The organism is Pseudomonas sp. zfem005 (assembly GCF_032621735.1).
Classification (GTDB): domain Bacteria; phylum Pseudomonadota; class Gammaproteobacteria; order Pseudomonadales; family Pseudomonadaceae; genus Metapseudomonas; species Metapseudomonas solani.
Window position 1 is genome coordinate 393,308 of the sequence record NZ_JAVYJE010000005.1, and the last position, 17,128, is coordinate 410,435.

The window sequence follows — 17,128 nt, forward strand, 5'->3', positions numbered from 1 at the left end:
CCGTTCAGCCCAGGCCATCCAGCGCCAGCGGCGTGTCCCGCAGGCGCTTGCCGGTGAGCCGGAACACCGCGTTGGCGATGGCCGGCGCCACCGCCGGGCTGGCCAGCTCGCCGATGCCGCCGGGCTTGTCCCGCGCGCCTTCGAGCACCTGGATGTCCAGCGCCGGCATGTCCGACATGCGCGCCACCCGGTAGTCGTGGAAGTTGCTCTGCACCACCTGGCCCTGGCGGATGTCGAGGCGGTCGAACAGCGCATGGCCGAGCCCCCACATCAGCCCGCCCTGGAGCTGTTCCTCCACCCCGCCGGGGGACACCGCCAGGCCGCAATCCACCACGCAGGTGAGGCGCTCCACCTGCACCGTGCCGTTGCGCCGGGCCACCTGGGCGATCACCGCGATGAAGCTGCCGTAGCCCTGATTGGTGGCGATGCCCAGGGCCGAATCCGCCCCCGCCGCGCGGCCCCAGCCGGCGCGCTTGGCCGCGGTGCGCAGCACCTCCACGTGGCGCGGCCGTTCGTGCATGTGCGCCAGGCGGAAATCCAGCGGATCGCGGCCGCCGGCCTGGGCCAGCTCGTCCATGAAGCTTTCCACCGCGAAGACGTTGGGGATGAAGCTCACCGAGCGGTACCAGCCGCTGGGCACGCCGCTCTCGTGGCGCAGCCAGGCCAGGTCCAGGTGCGGCGCGCGGTAGGCGAAGTCGAAGGCGGAGATGGCCTCGGTGGTGCTGTAGTCCATGTGGTCCGGGCGCTCGAAGTAGCCCGGCTCCCACATCTCCGGCGAGGCCGGGGACACCGCGCGCAGCCTGAGGGCCTGCAGGGCGCCCTCGCCATCCAGCGCCCCTTCCAGGCGGTGCAGGGTGGCGGGGTGGCCGTAGAGGGCGCGCATCTCGTCCTCGCGGCTGTTCATCAGCTTCACCGGCACCTTGGCCTGGGCGGCCAGGTAGGCGACCTCGAACAGCCAGTACTTGGCCTCCCGCGCGCCGAAGCTGCCGCCGGAAACCATCTCGTCGATGTGCACTTTTTCCGGTGGCAGGCCGCAGATCAGCTCGGCCGCCTCCATGGCGAAGGACGGCACCTGCACGCCGCCCTTGAAGGTGATCCCGCCCGCATCGAGCCAGGCGATGATGCACACCGGCTCCAGGGGGTTCTGCATCTTGCCGGGCATGCGGTAGTCGGCCTTGATCACCCGCCCGGCACCGCCCAGGGCCGCAGCGGCGTCACCGGCCTGCAGCGTCGGCACCGGCGCGGCGCCGGCGGCTTCCAGCGCCTTGGCCTGGGTTGCGGCCAGCTGCTCGCTGTCGAAATCCGCCAGGCCGCCCTGCCACTCCACCACCAGCGCGGCGCGCCCCAGCTTGGCGGCCCAGTAGTCGTCGGCGAGCACCGCCACGCCCTCCTGGTTGCCGCCGAGCACCTTGTCCTGCGCGGGGATGCGGATGACCCGGTGCACGCCGGGCACCTTCAGCGCCGCGCTGTCGTCGATCCTCGCCACCCGGCCGTTGACCACCGGGCTGCGCTGCACCACCGCCACCCACATGCCCGGCACCCGGGCATCGATGCCGTACTCGAAGCGCCCGCGCACCTTGTCCGCCGCGTGGCGCTTGTGGCGCAGCTTGCCGATGTAGCGGAACTGCGCCGGGTCCTTGAGCTTCACCTCCTTCGGCGCCGGCAATTGCGCGGCGGCGTCGGCCAGCTCTCCGTAGCCCGCGCGGCGGCCACTGGCGGCATGCAGCACCTGCCCGCCCCGGGTGGTGCAATCACTGGGCGCCACGCCCCAGCGCAGCGCCGCGGCCTCCACCAGCAGGGTGCGCGCGGTGGCGCCGGCCTCGCGCAGGCGCCCGTACTCCAGGGAAACACTGGTGCTGCCGCCGGTGGAAAACACCTTCCACAGCGGGTGCCGGTAGGCCTCGAAGAAGGGGTTCTCGGGGGTGATGACCTGCACCTCCAGCGGGTCCAGGTCCAGTTCCTCGGCGACGCAGGCGGCCAGCGCGGTGTGGGTGCCGGTGCCGGAGTCGTGCTTGTGCACCACGATCCTCACGGTGCCGTCGGCCAGCACCCGCACCCAGGCGTTGGGCTCGAAGGGCGCCGTGGCCCCGGCGGCCGTGCCGAGTTCGCGCCCGGCCTGGGCGCCGCCCAGGTGGAAGCCGATGGCCAGGCCCGAGGCCAGGGTCGCCGAATGCTTGAGGAAGGTGCGCCGCGCCAGCGGCCGGGCCAGGCTCATGTGGCGTCCCCCTGTGCTGCGGCGGCACGCTTGATGGCCTTGCTGATGCGCGGGTAGGTACCGCAGCGGCAGATGTTGCCGGCCATGGCCGAGCGGATGGTGTCGTCGTCGATGGCGGTGCCGGAGGCCAGCAATGCCGCCGCCGACATCAACTGGCCGGATTGGCAGTAGCCGCACTGGGGCACGTCCTCCTCGACCCAGGCGAGTTGCAGCGGGTGGTCGCCCTCGGCGGAAAGCCCTTCGATGGTGGTGATCGCATGCCCCGCTGCAGCCGCCAGGGGGAACTGGCAGGAGCGGATCGGCGTGCCGTCCAGGTGCACCGTGCAGGCGCCGCAGAAACCACCGCCGCAACCGAACTTGGTGCCGGTCAGGTACAGGCGGTCGCGCAGGACCCAGAGCAAGGGCGTTGACGCCAGCGTGTCTTCCAACTGATGGCCTGTACCGTTCACCACGATCTCGATCATGCCGGGCGCTCCTTGAACTGAGGCGAGAATTCGCGTGTAGTCGTGCCGCCCCATAGTGGGTGGGAGCTGTGGCGCCAGCCAGCGACGATTTCCGCCAACCCGTGTAAGCAGGACTTACAGCCATGTACAAGCGATACCCGTCGCTGCAGTCGATGAGCGCGTTTCTCCAGGCCGCCCGTACCGGCAGCTTCTCCCAGGCCGCCCGCGACCTGGACCTCAGCCACAGCGCCGTGAGCCAGCAGATCCGCACGCTGGAGGAGTTCGTCGGGCAGCCGCTGTTCCTTCGCGAGAAGGGCCGCAGCAGCCTCACCGACGCCGGCCAGCTGTTCGCCGGGATGCTCGCCGACGGCCTGATGCAGATCGACAAGGCGCTGTCCTCGGTGAGCCACCGCGAGTTGCCCCGGCGCCTGACCCTGGACGTGGATGCCGAGCTGGCGCAGAGCTGGCTCAACGCCCGCCTGCCGGCGCTGCTGGAGCTGTTCCCCGGCCGCGAGATCCTCTTCCTGTCCATGCCGCGCCTGGAGCGCCAGGCGTTCGAGCGCGTCGACCTGAGCCTGCGCTACGGCTACGGCGAGTGGCAGGACTGCGAGTTCGCCCCCCTCTGCGACGACCGCGTCACCCCCGTCGTCTCCCCGGCGCTGCTGCAACGCCATGGCCTGGTGGCGCCCATCGAGCCGGCCGAGGTGCTCAGGCTGCCGCTGCTGGGCTACTCGCGGCGCTCGTGGATTCCCTGGCTCGACGCCGCCGGCCTGGAGCCCACCGAGCCCGCGGCGGTGATGGTGTTCGACAACGTCGCCAACCTGCTGGCCGCCGCCGAGGCCGGCACCGGCGTGGGGCTGGTGCGCGGCCTGCTGGCCGCCGATGCCCTGCGCGAAGGCCGCCTGGTGCGCCTGACCCGCACCAGCATTCCCGCGCACTACAACCTCTACGCCCTCTGGCCCCACGGCGGTGGCGAGAAGGTCGCGCCGATGATCGCCGCCATCCGCGAAATGGCGGCGAGAACGTTCGAGGCGATCGGGTGAATACCTGGAAGCCCGATCGCGCCCCATCCTGCGGCGGAGCAATGCGTTCGTAGGATGGGTAGAGCGGAGCGAAACCCATGCTGGCGGAGCCTGAGCACCGAGCCATAGGGAAAACCCGATCGCGAATGAATTCGCTCACAGGAAAAGCGGCGGCGCTGCACGGACATGACCGCTGCGTAGGGTGGATGGCGCTTTTTCATCCACCAGGCGGAGTCGGGCACGGCACGTAGTTATTCCTGGCGCGCCGCATTGATGGGTTTCGCGGAGCTCTACCCATCCTACAGAGGCCACTTGCGCGGTGAATTCGTGCCCAACGCGGAGGCGGCGCTGTGGATAACCCCTTGCAAATCATTCCCTTGCGGGGCCGATATCCAGCGCATATCAACCCAGCGGCCAAATAGTATTGGTCGCGCTTCGAGCCCCCTCCCAATACTGCGGACCAAGCGACAGCTCAGGTCCTGTGCGCCCTGCAAGAGGCGCGGGAAGGTGCTGCGAGGCACCTAGCAATGGCCATTGCACAGGTCGATCTGTTGCGAACCGGAAGGTCTTCCTTCCCCGCACTATCAGGAGATCGAACTGTGATCATCGATATCAGTTGCTACCCCACCGATCTGGTGGACCTCGCCTGGAGGCACGACGGTGACCCCTTCACCGGCGAGCGCCTGCTGGAGATGATGGATGGCCCCTATCTGGTCAACGGCAAACCGCGCCGCATCGACAAGGCCTTCATCCAGCCGCCCCAGGGCAACACCATCTACACCTGGACCGACGGCGAGCTGTCGGGCCGCGAATCCATCGACGCCTACATGGCCTACACCCTGAAGATGGTCCAGACCTACCCGGACCGCTTCATCGGCTGCTTCGTCTACAACCCCCGCTGCGGCGTGCAGAACGGCGTCGAGGCCATCGAACGCTACGTCACCGAGCACGGCTTCAAGATGGTCCAGATGCAGGCCAACATGCATGCCTACCGCCCGGACCGCGCCCTGGACTGGGTACGCCCGGCCTTCGAGAAATGCGCCGAGCTGGGCGTGCCGGTGAAGCTGCACACCGGTGACGGCCCCTACAGCATCCCTTCCGAGTGGGTGCCGATGATCAAGGAGTTCCCCAACGTCGACTTCATCATGGCGCACTTCGGCGTGCAGACCGGTGGCGTCTACGTGTTCGAGCCCATGCAGTGGGCCATGGAGCTGCCCAACGTCTACTGCGAGTCCGGCTGGTGCCTGCAATCGCGCATCGTCGAGTTCGCCAAGGTCCTGCCGACCCACAAGATCCTCTTCGGCACCGACACCCCGCCCAACGAGCCGGGCATGTGGCTGCGCCTGCTGGAGGTGCTGTGCATGGAGCCGCCCCAGGGGCTGGACCTGGACGAGGACACCCTCGAGGACTACCTCGGCAACAACACCGCCCGGATGATCGGCCTGGAGCCGACCCCGCCGCCGCGCAGCCTCGCCGAAGCCGAGGCGCTGCTGAAGAGCCCCGTCACCACGCAACTGGCCAGGAGCTGATGCGATGATCATCGACACCCACCTGCACCCCACCAACCTGGTCGACGAGGCCTGGCGCCACACCGGCACGCCCTTCACCGGCGAGCGCATGCTCAAGCTGATGGACGGCCCCTACATGATCAACGGCAAGCCGCGCCGCATCGACATGGGCTTCATCCAGCCGCCGCCGGGCAACACCGGCTACCGCGACGGCAACCGCCGCGGCCGCGAAGGCGTGCGCGACTACATGTCGTACATCGCCGAGCTGTGCGTGAACTACCCCGACCGCTTCATCGGCAACTTCACCTTCAACCCGCGCTGGGGCCCGGAAAACGGTGCGGCGGAGCTGGAATTCCACGTCAAGGAATACGGTTTCAAGATGCTCAAGCTGCACGCCAACATGCACGGCTACCGCCCGGACCGCGCCCTGGACTGGCTGCGCCCGGCGATGAAGGTCTGCGCCAAGTACAACATCGTGGTGCTGATCCACACCGGTGACGGGCCCTACACCATCCCGACCATGTTCTACCCGATCATCCGCGAGTTCCCGATGGTGAACTTCATCATCGGCCACTTCGGCATCCAGACCGGCGGCAACTACTCCTTCGAGGCCTTCTGGATGGCGATGGACACGCCCAACGTGTACTGCGAGTCGGGCTGGTGCTTCCAGTCGCGCATCGTCGAGTTCGCCAAGGAGCTGCCGCGCCACAAGATCGTCTTCGGCACCGACTCGCCGCCGAACGAACCGGGCATGTGGCTGCGCGAGCTGGAGGTGCTCTGCTCACCCGCCCCGCAGGGGCTGGGCATCGACGAGAACCACCTCGAGGACTACCTGGGCAACAACATCGCCCGCCTGGTAGGCATCGACCCGACGCCGCCGCCCAAGGACCTGACGGAGGCGGAGATCCGCCTGACCACCACCTACCTCTAGGGTTTCCACTGCGGTACTTACAGGCGTCCCGGGGACCGCGCGCGGTCGGCCATCGGCCGGCCGCGTGCAGGGACTCGGACACCCCGCGCCCCGGGACCGCCTGCTTTTCGAGAGGTGCACCATGACCCTGCCGAGCTTTGCCACGACCCAGGATTTCCACGCGTTCATCGAGGCCTACCGCGAGCGCTTCGCCGACGACGTGCTGATCATCAAGGAACCCCTTTCCGCCGACCAGGACGTCACCGCCCTGGTCGACGCCCTGGCCGCCCGGGGCCAGCACCCGCTGCTGATCTGCGAGCGGGTGGGCAGCCTCGGCGTGCCGGTGGTGACCAACCTGTTCGCCTCGCGAACCCGCATCGCCCGGCTCTTCGGCACCACCCCGGCGAAGCTCCACGAGGTGTTCCAGGCCCGCGCCAACGCCCCCGTTCCGCCGGTCTACCTGGCCACCGGCCCGGTGCTCGACGAGGTGATCGAGGGCGAGGCCCTGGACCTGGCGCTGCTGCCGATGCTCAAGCACTTCGACAGCGACCGCGGGCCCTACATCACCAACGCCATCATCGTCGCCCAGGACCCGGTCACGGGCGTGGCCAACATGAGCTACCACCGCTCCATGCGCCACGCCCGCCAGGCCCTGGCCACCAGCCTGCATTCCCGCGGCCACCTGTGGCGCATGCTGCAGGCCGCCCGCGAACGCGGCGAGGAGCTGCCGGTGGCCATGGTGGTGGGCGCCCACCCGCTGTTCATGCTGGCCGCCGCCGCGCGCCTGCCCTATGGCGCCGACGAGCGCGCGGTGGCCGGTGGCCTGTTCGGCGCGCCCCTGGAGCTGGTGAAGACGCCGCGCTACGGCATCGGCGTGCCGGCCCACGCCGAGTTCGTGCTGGAGGGCGCCATCGACCCCACCGCCTATGCCGAGGAAGGCCCCTTCGGCGAATTCAGCGGCTACTCCTCCGACAGTTCCACCAACAACGTGCTGCGCGTCGACACCCTGTTGCGCCGGCGCGATGCCTGGCTGGTGGACGTGGTGGGCGGGCGCTACGCCGAGCACCTGACCCTGGCGCGGCTGCCCCGCGAGGCGGAGATGAGCGAGAAGCTCAAGGCGCGCTTCCCGGCGGTGACCGCCGTGCACTACCCCAACTCCGGCACCCACTTCCATTGCTACGTGGCGCTGGACCAGAGCCGCGACGGCGAGGCGCGGCAGATCATGCTCGCCCTGCTCGGCTGGGACCCGTACCTGAAGACGGTGATCGCGGTGGACAGCGACATCGACATCAGCGACGACAGCCAGGTGCTCTGGGCGCTGGCCACGCACTTCCAGCCGCACCAGGACCTGTTCACCATCGACGGCCTGCCGGGCAGCCCGCTGGACCCGTCCTCCTCGGCCAACGGCACCACCTCGCGCATGGGCCTGGACGCCACCCGCAGCAGCGGCTTCGACGGCATCCGCGCGCAGCTCGACCCGCGTATCCAGGGGCGCATGCGCCAGCTGCTGAAGGGCTACCTGCCGGGGAGCGCGTCATGACGGCCCCCCGTCGCCTGGTGGTGGGCATCAGCGGCGCCTCGGGCTTCATCTACGGCGTGCGCCTGCTGGAGCTGCTGGAACAGCTGGGGATCGAGAGCCACCTGGTGCTGAGCCGCGCGGCGCAGCTGACCATGGCCCACGAGACCGACTACAAGCTGGCCGACGTCATCGCCCGCGCCAGCCACCACCACCGCGCCGACGATGTGGCGGCCGGCATCGCCAGCGGCTCGTTCCGCTGCCTGGGCATGGTGGTGGCGCCCTGCTCCATGCGCACCCTGGCGGAGATCGCCAGCGGCGCCTCCTCCAGCCTGCTGACCCGCGCCGCCGACGTGACCCTCAAGGAACGCCGGCCCCTGGTGCTGATGGCGCGGGAAACGCCACTGACCCTGGCGCACCTGCGCAACATGACGGCGGTCACCGAGATGGGCGGAATCATCGCCCCGCCGGTGCCGGCCTTCTACGCCCGCCCGCAATCGCTTTCACAGATGGTCGACCACAGCCTCGGCCGGGTGCTCGACCTGTTCGGCCTCGACGCCGGCACCGCACTGCGCTGGGGCGAACCCGCCCCGCAAGCCGGCGCCGACGGCGGCCATTCCGCAACCCCGAAGGAGCTCGCATGAACAGTCCATTCAACGCCCCGACGCCCAACCGCAAGATCCCGGTGACCATCCTCACCGGCTTCCTCGGGGCCGGCAAAACCACCCTGCTCAACTACATCCTCAAGGAGAACCACGGCCACAAGATCGCCGTGATCGAGAACGAGTTCGGCGAAGTCGGCATCGACGGCGACCTGGTGCTCAGCTCCGAGAGCGAGGAGATCTACGAGATGGTCAACGGCTGCGTGTGCTGCACCGCCGAGGTCCGCGAGGACCTGGTGCGCATCATCCGCGAGCTGGTGGCGCGCCCGGTGCGCCTGGACCGCATCCTCATCGAGACCAGCGGCCTGGCCGACCCCTACCCGGTGGCGCAGAGCTTCTTCATCGACGACCCGATCGCCGCCGAGGTGGAGCTGGACGCCATCGTCACCCTGGTGGACGCCAAGCACGTCGCCCAGCACCTGGAGGACCTGCAGCTCGACGGCGTGGACAACCAGGCGGTGGACCAGATCGTCTGCGCCGACCGCATCATCATCAACAAGGTGGACCTGGTGAACGGCGAGGAACTGGCCGACCTGCAAGGCAAGGTGCGCAGCCTCAACGCCACCGCCGAGCTGGTGACCTCCAGCTACGCCCGCATCGACCTGGACGGCATCCTCGGCGTCGGCGCCTTCGAGGCCACCCGCAAGCTGATGGAGATCGGCGCGGAGCATCACGACCACGGCCATGACTATGACCATGACCACCACGAGCCTGCTGCGGACACCGACCACGAGCACGACCCCAGCGTCAGCTCGGTGGGCATCGCCGTGACCCAGGACATCGACCTGATGGCCTTCCACCGCTGGATCACCGACCTGCGCCAGCGCCAGGCCGACACCCTCTACCGCATGAAGGGCGTGCTCGCCGTGCAGGGCGAGGACCAGCGCTACGTGCTGCAGGGCGTGCACAGCCTGGTGGAATTCCGCGCCTCCACGCCCTGGGGCAACGAGCCGCGCACCAGCAAGATCGTATTCATCGGTCGCGACCTCGATCGCGCCGCCCTCAACCAGGGGTTCGCCGCCTGCCTCGCAGGCTGACCACGCTCCGGGCTGCCGCTACGCCCGTGAGCCGGGCGACGGCCCTGGGCACACTGAACGGGTTCCCTCAGCAACAAGAACAATTCGCCAGAGGACTTACACCATGAATTCAGCCGTGCACCCGGTAGACCAGATTCTGCCGCTCCGTCAGATGCTCACCCTCGGCCTGCAACACATGGCCGTGTCGTACATCGGCGCCATCGCCGTCCCCCTGATCGTCGCCAGCGCCCTGAAGATGTCCCAGCCGGACACCGTGCTGCTGATCAGCACCACGCTGTTCTGCTGCGGCATCGCCACCCTGATGCAGACCCTGGGCTTCTGGAAGTTCGGCGTGCGCCTGCCGATCCTCCAGGGCGCCGCCTTCAGCAGCGTGGGGCCGGTGATCGCCATCGGCAGCAACCCCGACATCGGCGTCGCCGGCATCTGCGGCGCGGTGATCGGCGCCGGCCTCTTCACCATGCTGGTGGCGCCCTGGGTGGGGCGCCTGCGACGGCTGTTCCCGCCGGTGGTCACCGGCTGCATCGTCACGGTGATCGGCCTGCAGCTGTTCCCCATCGCCTACGAATGGGCCGGCGGCGGGCGCAACCACAGCGACTTCGGCGCCCCCGGCTTCCTGCTGGTGACGGTGGTGGTGCTGGCGGTGATCCTGCTGGTGACCCGCTACGGCAGCCCGCTGCTGCGCAACATGTCGGTGCTGATCGGCATGCTGGTGGGTGGCGGCCTGGCCTATGGGCTGGGTATGGGCAACTTCCACGGCGTGGAGGAAGCGCCCTGGCTGACGGTGCCGGTGCCCTTCCACTTCGGCGTGCCCACCTTCGCGCTGATCCCCATCGCCACCATGGTGGTGGTGATGATCGTGCAGATGGTCGAGTCCATGGGCCTGTTCGTGGCCATCGGCGACATCGTCGAGCGCCCGGTGGAAGACCGCCAGGTGGTCGCCGGGCTGCGCGCCAACGGCCTGTCCAGCGCCATCGCCGGGATGTTCGCCGGCTTCCCCTTCATCGCCTTCATGGAGAACGTCGGCCTGGTGATCCTCACCGGCGTGCGCAGCCGCTGGGTGGTGGCCGTCAGCGGGCTGATGATGTGCGCCGTGGCGCTGATCCCCAAGGCCGGCGCCGTCATCGCCTCGATGCCCACCGCCGCCCTGGGGGGCGCTGCCGTGGCCATGTTCGGCGTGGTCGCCGCCGCCGGCATCCAGACCCTGGCCAAGGTCGACTACGAGCGCAACCGCTACAACGTGCTGATCGTCGGCTTCACCATCGCCGCCGCGCTGGTGCCGGTGCTCTCCCCTGCCCTGTTCCATCAACTGCCCGAGTGGAGCCAGCCCTTCCTGCACAGCAGCGTGGTGATCGCCTGCCTGGTGTCGGTGGGCCTCAACGCCGCCCTCAATGGCGTCGGCGTGCCGGACACCGCGAACGGCAAGACCCTCCACGACGTGCTCTGAGCGCAACCACGGGAACCTTCCATGAACGACATCCTGATCAAGAATCCCCAGGCGGTGATGACCGGCCTGCGCGGCGACCGCGCCCGCGCCGGTGGCGTCGACATCCGCATCCGCAACGGGCGCATCGCCGAGATGGCCAACGACCTGCAGCCGGGCGCCGGCGAGCGGGTGATCGACGCGCGCAACTGCCTGGTCTACCCGGGCTGGGTGAACACCCACCACCACCTGGCGCAGAACCTGCTCAAGGCCGTACCCGCCGGCCTCAACCAGGACCTGCAAGGCTGGCTGGCCAGCGTGCCCTACCCGCGCCTGTCGCGCTTCACCACCGAGCTGGTGCGCATCGCCGCGCGCCTGGGCATGGCAGAGCTGCTGCTGTCGGGCGTCACCACCTGCGCCGACCACCATTACCTCTACCACGCCCATGGCAGCACCGAGGGCGGCGACGCGCTGTTCGACATCGCCGAAGAATTCGGCATGCGCTTCGTGCTCTGCCGGGGCGGCGCATTGGAATCGGCCAACGCCCACCCCGGCTTCTCCAGGACGGCGCTGCAGCCGGAGAGCCTTGAACAGATGCTCGGCGACATCGAGCGGCTCAAGGCGCGCTACCACCAGAACACCCCGGACGCCCTGCGCCGGGTGGTGGTCGCCCCCACCACGCCGACCTTCTCGCTGCCGCCGACGCTGCTCCGCGAGCTGGCGCAGAGCGCCCGGCGCATGGGACTGCGCCTGCACACGCACCTGTCGGAGACGCAGAACTACGTGAACTTCTGCCGCGAGAAGTACAACTGCCTGCCGGTGGAGTTCGTCGCCGAGCACGAGTGGCTGGGGCCGGACGTGTGGTTCGCCCATATGGTCCACGCCCAGCCCTCGGAGATCCGCATGCTGGCGCAGACCGGCACCGGCATCTCCCACTGCCCGGTGAGCAACGCGCGCCTGGGCAGCGGCATCGCCCCGGTGCCGCAGATGGCGGCAGCCGGCGTGCCCATCTCCCTGGGGGTGGACGGCGTCGCCTCCAACGAGTCCGGGAGCATGGTGGGCGAGGCCAACACCGCCTGGCTGATCCATCGCGCCAACCAGGGCGCCTCGGCCACCCTGGCCGAGGACGTCATCCACTGGGGCACCGCCGGCGGCGCCACGGTGCTGGGCCTGGGCGCGGTGGGCACCCTGGAAGTGGGCCAGGCCGCCGACCTGGTGCTCTACGGCCTCGACCACCCGCGCTTCTTCGGCTTCCACGACCCGGCCCTGGCGCCGGTGCTGGCCGGCGAGCCGATGGCGGTGCGCTACAGCCTGGTGGGCGGGCGCCTGGTGGTGGATGACGGGGTGATCCCGGGGCTCGATGTCGAGCGCCTGCGCCGCGAAGCCCTGGACGGCGTGCAGCAGCTGCTGCAGGGCGACTGAGGCCGGAAAGCCGCGCTGCCCGGGGCTCAGGGCGGCGCGGTGGGCGGCTCGGCGGGGCACTCGCGAAACGTGGCACGAAAGTGCTAATTTTCGCATTCCCCTGCCCTTCCGAGCCCCCGCCATGGCCCTGACCTTCCGCCCCGCGACACCGGCCGATGCCCCGGCCATCGCCCCGCTGGTGTACCGCTCCGGCCCCGCCGCCTTCGACCACGCCTTCGCCCGTGGCGGGCGCAGCGCGGTGGACTTCCTGCGCTGGACCCTGGCGCGGGAGGCGGGCGAGTTCGGCTACCGCCTGCATTGGGTGGGCGAGCAGGATGGCCGCATCGTCGCCACTGGCACCGCCTTCAGCGGCGAGGCCAACCTGCGCAACAGCCTGGCGGCGCTGGGGCAGATCGTCGGCTTCTACGGCTTCGGCGCCGCCGCGGTGATCCGCCGCGGCCTGCAGCTGGAGCGCATCATCCAGCCGCCCCCCCGCCGCCACCTGCTACCTCGCCCACCTTGGCGTGGCAGAGGGCCTCACCGGCCAGGGCATCGGCCAGCGGCTGATCGACCACCTGCTGCACCTGGGCCGCCATGACGGCCTGCAACGCGCCGCCCTCGACGTTTCCGCCGCCAACCCCCGCGCCCAGGCCCTCTACGAACGCCTCGGCTTCGTGGTCGAACACGAGCGCCCCTCCCCTATCCCCGGCATCGCCGCCCATCGGTTCATGACCCGGGGGATTTGAGGGGGGTCGCGGACCGTAGGATGGCGTAGAGCGAAGCGAAACCCATGCTGTGCCGTGCATGGCCTGATCATCCCATCGCGAATGAATTCGCTCCTACCAGGGCGGCGGCGCTGCGCGCCGCTTGGCGACTGAAGTCGCCCCTGCATCGATCATGCGGAGACGCGACCTTCGTGCTCCTGACGGGCTACCGGAGCGGGTATTCCTGGGTTTAGGATGCGGCTGCAGGCGCCCGCAGAGGCGCCCACCTGACCGCGACGGCCTGTTCACCGACCACAGGGATAGCCCATGAGCACGCTGGAAACCGTTGAAATGAAGGCCTTCGTCCCCGCGAAGGACTACGAACAGAGCAAGGCCTTTTACCTGGACCTGGGCTTCAAGCCCGGCGGCGTCTCCGAGGAGATCGCCTATTTCAGCCATGGCGACTGCGCCTTCCTCCTGCAGAACTTCTACGAGCAGGCCCTGGCCGAGAACCTGATGATGCACCTGCTGGTGAAGGACGTTGAGGCCTGGTGGCAGCATGTGCAGGCCAGCGGCGTGATCGAGCGCTACGGCGTGCGCGCCATCCCGCCCGAGGACCAGCCCTGGCGCATCCGCGACTTCATTCTTTTCGACCCCAGCGGCGTGCTCTGGCGGATCGGCCAGAACATCTGAGCGCAATCCCGCCGGCGCCCGTGCCGGCGGGCCCCGGGCCAGCGTCTATGCTTGCTCTGACCTGAAGTGACGGCGGTGCCGCTAAGTGATTCCCCTCCTCGTCTGCGATGACTCGATGATGGCGCGCAAGCAACTGATCCGCGCGCTGCCCCAGGATTGGCCGGTGACCATCACCCAGGCCACCCAGGGTGAAGAAGCCATGGCCGCCATTCGCCAGGGTTTGGGCCAGGTGGTGCTGCTGGACCTGACCATGCCGGTGATGGATGGCTACCAGGTGCTGACCCAGCTGCAGGCCGAGGGCCTGGTGGCCCAGGTGGTGGTGGTTTCCGGTGATATCCAGGAGGAGGCCCAGCGCCGGGTGCTGGAACTGGGCGCCCTGGCCTTCATCAAAAAGCCCGCCGACCCCGCCGAGCTGCGCGCCGTGCTGGTGCGCCTGGGCCTGCTCAAGGTGCCGGCACCGGGTGTGCCCGCCGAGCCGGTGCCCTCCCGCGAGGACCTGGTCCTCAAGGTCAACTTCCGCGATGCCCTGCGCGAGGTGAGCAACGTCGCCATGGGCCGCGCCGCCGCGCTGCTGGCCAAGGTGCTGAACGTGTTCGTGCAGCTGCCGGTGCCCCAGGTGAACATCTTCGAGGTCAGCGAGCTGCACATGACCCTGGCCGACGCCCAGAGCGGCGAGCGGCTCAGCGCGCTGTGCCAGGGCTTCATCGGCGACGCCATCGCCGGCGAGGCGCTGCTGCTGTTCCACGACTCCGAAATCGCCGACATGGCCAACCTGCTGGGCTGGCACCCGGCCGACGACAAGGAAACCTCGGAGATGCTGCTGGACCTGGCCAGCATCATCATCGGCGCCTGCCTGGCGGGCATCGCCGAGCAGATCGACGTGCGCTTCTCCCAGGGCCACCCGCAGCTGCTCGGCCAGCATGCGTCCATCGAGCGGCTGATCCACCTCAACCGCACCCGCTGGAAGAAGACCCTGGCGGTGGAGATCAGCTACAGCGTCGAGGGCCACAACGTGCACTTCGACCTGCTGCTGCTGTTCACCGAGGACTCGATCCCGCGCCTGACCCACAAGATCCGCTACCTGATGGACTGACCATGCCGGCACAGATCGATATCAAAGAGGTTCACTGGCTGCTCGACATCGTGCAGTGCATCGACGTCGGCGTGATCGTTCTCGACCGCCAGTACAAGGTGGAGGTGTGGAATAGCTTCATGGAGAACCACTCCGGCATGGGCCCGGACGAGGTCCACGGCAAGGTGCTGTTCGAGCTGTTCGACGAGATCGACGAGACCTGGCTGCGACGCAAGGTGGACAGCGTGGTGCAACTCGGCACCCGCGCCTTCAGCCTGTGGGAGCAGCGGCCCTACCTGGTGCGCTTCAAGAACTACCAGCCGATCACCGGGGAGGAGGACCTCATGTACCAGAACGTCACCCTGCTGCCGCTGATGGGCGCCAGCGGCAGCGTCGAGCACCTCTGCGTGGTGATCTACGACGTCACCGAGGTGGCGCGCTACAAGAAGCAGGTCGCCGCCCTCCGCGCCGGCGACGGCGGCCCGGCGTAACGCCCACCGATCCGTTCGTTGTGCACACGGCGAACCCTGCGTGGAGGCCTCGTAGGATGGGTAGAGCTCCGCGAAACCCATCGATGTGGAGCCTCAGGCATGACGCTGTACCGGGGCGCGACTCCGCCTGGTGGAGGTAAAAAGCGACCTCCACCCACGCATGGGTCGAGCCCATCCGGTCATGCACAGACACAGGGCGTAGGGTGGGCCGGGCGGCGCTCCGCTTCAGCCCACCGTTGCTCGTCGACCTGCTCGGAGTTTCCGCGTGACGAGGTGCCGATCCTGACTCTGCGTGGGGCGTCGTCGTAGGATGGGTAGAGCTCCGCGAAACCCATCGATGCGAAGCCTCAGGCATGATGCCGTGCCGGGGCCCGACTCCGCCTGGTGGAGGTAAAGAACGACCTCCACCCTACGCAGCGGTCACGCTTGTGCGGCGGGGGCCGGCTGCTTTTGTAGGAGCGAGTTCATTCGCGATGGGGCGATCCGGCCATGCACGCACAGCATGGGTTTCGCTTCGCTCTACGCCATCCTACGAGGCGTCCTCGCATCACTTGATGTACCACCCCCAGGGTTCCTGGCTGCGGTATTCGGTGACCTGCTTGACCTCCAGGTAGTTGTCCAGCCCCCAGCGGCCGAGCTCGCGGCCGATGCCGCTCTGTTTCATGCCGCCCCAGGGCGCCTGGGTGAAGGTGGGTTGCGAGCAGTTGACCCAGACGATGCCGGCGCGCAGGCCGTTGGCCACCCGGGCGGCGCGGTCGAGGTCGGCGCTCATCACGGCGGCGGCGAGGCCGAAGCGGCTGTCGTTGGCCATGCGCAGGGCGTCGGCCTCGGTCTTGAAGCGCTTGACGCAGAGCACCGGGCCGAAGATCTCCTCGCGCCAGATGCTGGCGTTGTCGGCCGGCTCGTCGAAGATCGTCGGCTCCAGGAAGTAGCCGTGGGACAGGTGCGCGGGGCGCTTGCCGCCGCTGATCAGGGTGGCCTCGCGGGTGCCCTGCTCGATCATGCCCAGCACCTTCTGGTACTGCCCGGCGCTGACCAGCGGGCCCAGCAGCACGCCGCGCTCCAGGCCGGGGCCGATGGTGATGCGCCGCGCCTCGGCGACCAGGCGCTCGAGCAGGCGCGGGGCGATGCCTTCCTGCACCAGCAGGCGCGAGGTGGCGCTGCACACCTGGCCCTGGTTCCAGAAGATGCCGAACATGATCCATTCCACCGCCGCCTCGACATCGGCGTCGTCGAAGACGATGAAGGCCGACTTGCCGCCCAGCTCCAGGCTGATGTTCTTGATGTCGGCCGCCGCCGCCGACATGATCTTCGCCCCCGTCGGCACGCTGCCGGTGAAGGCCAGCTTGTCCACGCCCGGGTGCTGGCTGAGCGGCCCGCCGGCATCGCCGCCGAGGCCGGTGACCACGTTGAGCACGCCGGAGGGCAGGCCGATGCGGTCGGCCGCGCTGGCCAGTTCCAGGGCGGTGAGCGGGGTCAGCTCCGACGGCTTGAGCACGCAGGTGGCGCCGGCGGCCAGGGCCGGGGCGACCTTCCAGGCGGCCATCAGGAGCGGGTAGTTCCAGGGGATGATCTGCCCGGCCACGCCCACCGGCTCGTGGCGGATGCGGCAGCGAAAGCGCGCGTCCGGCAGCTCCAGCGCCTCGTCCTGGCGGCCGTCCAGCTCGCGGGCCAGTTCGGCGTAGTAGCGGAAGCAGCCGATGGCGTCGGCGATGTCCCATTGCGCCTCGGGCAGCGGCTTGCCGTTGTCGCGCACCTCCAGCACCGCCAGCGCGTCCTGGCGCCCTTCCAGTTCGTTGGCCAGGGCCTCCAGCCAGCCGGCACGCTCGGCGCCCGTGGTCTGCCCCCAGCCGCGGTTGAAGGCCTGACGCGCGGCGCGCACGGCGTGGTCGATGTCTTCCTCGGTGGCCGCCGGCACGCGCTGGATCAGGTCGCCACTGCTCGGGTCGAGCACGTCGAAATGGCCGCCCAGGTCCGGGCGTACCCATTGGCCGTTGATATACAGCTGGTCACGCATGGTGGCTCTCCAGGGTC

The 17,128-nt window shown here is 69.1% G+C and carries 16 protein-coding genes; 13 read left to right on the plus strand and 3 right to left on the minus strand.

What is annotated here, in order from left to right; translation table 11 throughout:
- Positions 1-4: 4 nt before the first annotated feature.
- Positions 5-2,215 (minus strand): xanthine dehydrogenase family protein molybdopterin-binding subunit, encoded by a 2,211-nt coding sequence (locus RTW82_RS14040; RefSeq protein ID WP_316925446.1) that lies wholly within the window; start codon positions 2,213-2,215, stop codon positions 5-7.
- Positions 2,212-2,679, minus strand: a complete 468-nt coding sequence (locus tag RTW82_RS14045; protein WP_043245040.1) for a (2Fe-2S)-binding protein — start codon at positions 2,677-2,679, stop codon at positions 2,212-2,214. Before RTW82_RS14045 ends, RTW82_RS14040 begins: the two co-directional genes overlap by 4 nt.
- A gap of 122 nt (positions 2,680-2,801) precedes the next feature.
- Between RTW82_RS14045 and RTW82_RS14050 the strand changes: the two genes are divergently transcribed.
- From RTW82_RS14050 to RTW82_RS14110, 13 genes are all read left to right on the plus strand, one after another.
- Complete coding sequence (locus RTW82_RS14050) at positions 2,802-3,701, plus strand: LysR substrate-binding domain-containing protein (RefSeq protein ID WP_316925447.1); 900 nt, start codon at positions 2,802-2,804, stop codon at positions 3,699-3,701.
- 578 nt (positions 3,702-4,279) lie between these two features.
- A complete protein-coding gene (locus RTW82_RS14055) occupies positions 4,280-5,209 on the plus strand; it encodes an amidohydrolase family protein (protein WP_021217540.1) in 930 nt (309 codons plus the stop codon).
- Positions 5,210-5,213: 4 nt separating this feature from the next.
- Positions 5,214-6,119, plus strand: a complete 906-nt coding sequence (locus RTW82_RS14060; RefSeq protein ID WP_236209713.1) for an amidohydrolase family protein — start codon at positions 5,214-5,216, stop codon at positions 6,117-6,119.
- A gap of 121 nt (positions 6,120-6,240) precedes the next feature.
- Positions 6,241-7,638 carry a UbiD family decarboxylase gene (locus RTW82_RS14065; RefSeq protein WP_316925448.1) on the plus strand — a complete coding sequence of 466 codons (1,398 nt, stop codon included), beginning with the start codon at positions 6,241-6,243 and terminating at the stop codon, positions 7,636-7,638.
- On the plus strand, positions 7,635-8,258 hold the full coding sequence (locus tag RTW82_RS14070) for a UbiX family flavin prenyltransferase (protein ID WP_043245034.1): 624 nt from the start codon (positions 7,635-7,637) through the stop codon (positions 8,256-8,258). Before RTW82_RS14065 ends, RTW82_RS14070 begins: the two co-directional genes overlap by 4 nt.
- A complete protein-coding gene (locus tag RTW82_RS14075) occupies positions 8,255-9,313 on the plus strand; it encodes a GTP-binding protein (protein WP_316925449.1) in 1,059 nt (352 codons plus the stop codon). Before RTW82_RS14070 ends, RTW82_RS14075 begins: the two co-directional genes overlap by 4 nt.
- A 103-nt stretch (positions 9,314-9,416) precedes the next feature.
- Entirely contained in the window at positions 9,417-10,757 is a 1,341-nt protein-coding gene (locus tag RTW82_RS14080; protein ID WP_021217535.1) for a nucleobase:cation symporter-2 family protein, read from the plus strand.
- A gap of 21 nt (positions 10,758-10,778) precedes the next feature.
- Complete coding sequence (locus RTW82_RS14085) at positions 10,779-12,155, plus strand: amidohydrolase family protein (RefSeq protein ID WP_316925450.1); 1,377 nt, start codon at positions 10,779-10,781, stop codon at positions 12,153-12,155.
- Positions 12,156-12,276: 121 nt separating this feature from the next.
- Positions 12,277-12,732 (plus strand): hypothetical protein, encoded by a 456-nt coding sequence (locus tag RTW82_RS14090; RefSeq protein WP_316925451.1) that lies wholly within the window; start codon positions 12,277-12,279, stop codon positions 12,730-12,732.
- Positions 12,659-12,880 carry a GNAT family N-acetyltransferase gene (locus RTW82_RS14095; protein WP_316925452.1) on the plus strand — a complete coding sequence of 74 codons (222 nt, stop codon included), beginning with the start codon at positions 12,659-12,661 and terminating at the stop codon, positions 12,878-12,880. The genes RTW82_RS14090 and RTW82_RS14095 overlap by 74 nt, the downstream gene beginning before the upstream one ends.
- Positions 12,881-13,165: 285 nt before the next feature.
- A complete protein-coding gene (locus tag RTW82_RS14100; protein WP_263403912.1) occupies positions 13,166-13,531 on the plus strand; it encodes a VOC family protein in 366 nt (121 codons plus the stop codon).
- Between the two features lie 85 nt (positions 13,532-13,616).
- Positions 13,617-14,624: a response regulator gene (locus RTW82_RS14105; protein WP_316925453.1), complete on the plus strand. Its 1,008-nt coding sequence runs from the start codon at positions 13,617-13,619 to the stop codon at positions 14,622-14,624.
- A gap of 2 nt (positions 14,625-14,626) precedes the next feature.
- Positions 14,627-15,094 (plus strand): PAS domain-containing protein, encoded by a 468-nt coding sequence (locus RTW82_RS14110; RefSeq protein ID WP_043245029.1) that lies wholly within the window; start codon positions 14,627-14,629, stop codon positions 15,092-15,094.
- 547 nt (positions 15,095-15,641) lie between these two features.
- On the opposite strand, the gene RTW82_RS14115 is transcribed toward RTW82_RS14110, so the two are convergent.
- Complete coding sequence (locus tag RTW82_RS14115) at positions 15,642-17,111, minus strand: aldehyde dehydrogenase family protein (protein WP_316925454.1); 1,470 nt, start codon at positions 17,109-17,111, stop codon at positions 15,642-15,644.
- Positions 17,112-17,128 lie beyond the last annotated feature (17 nt).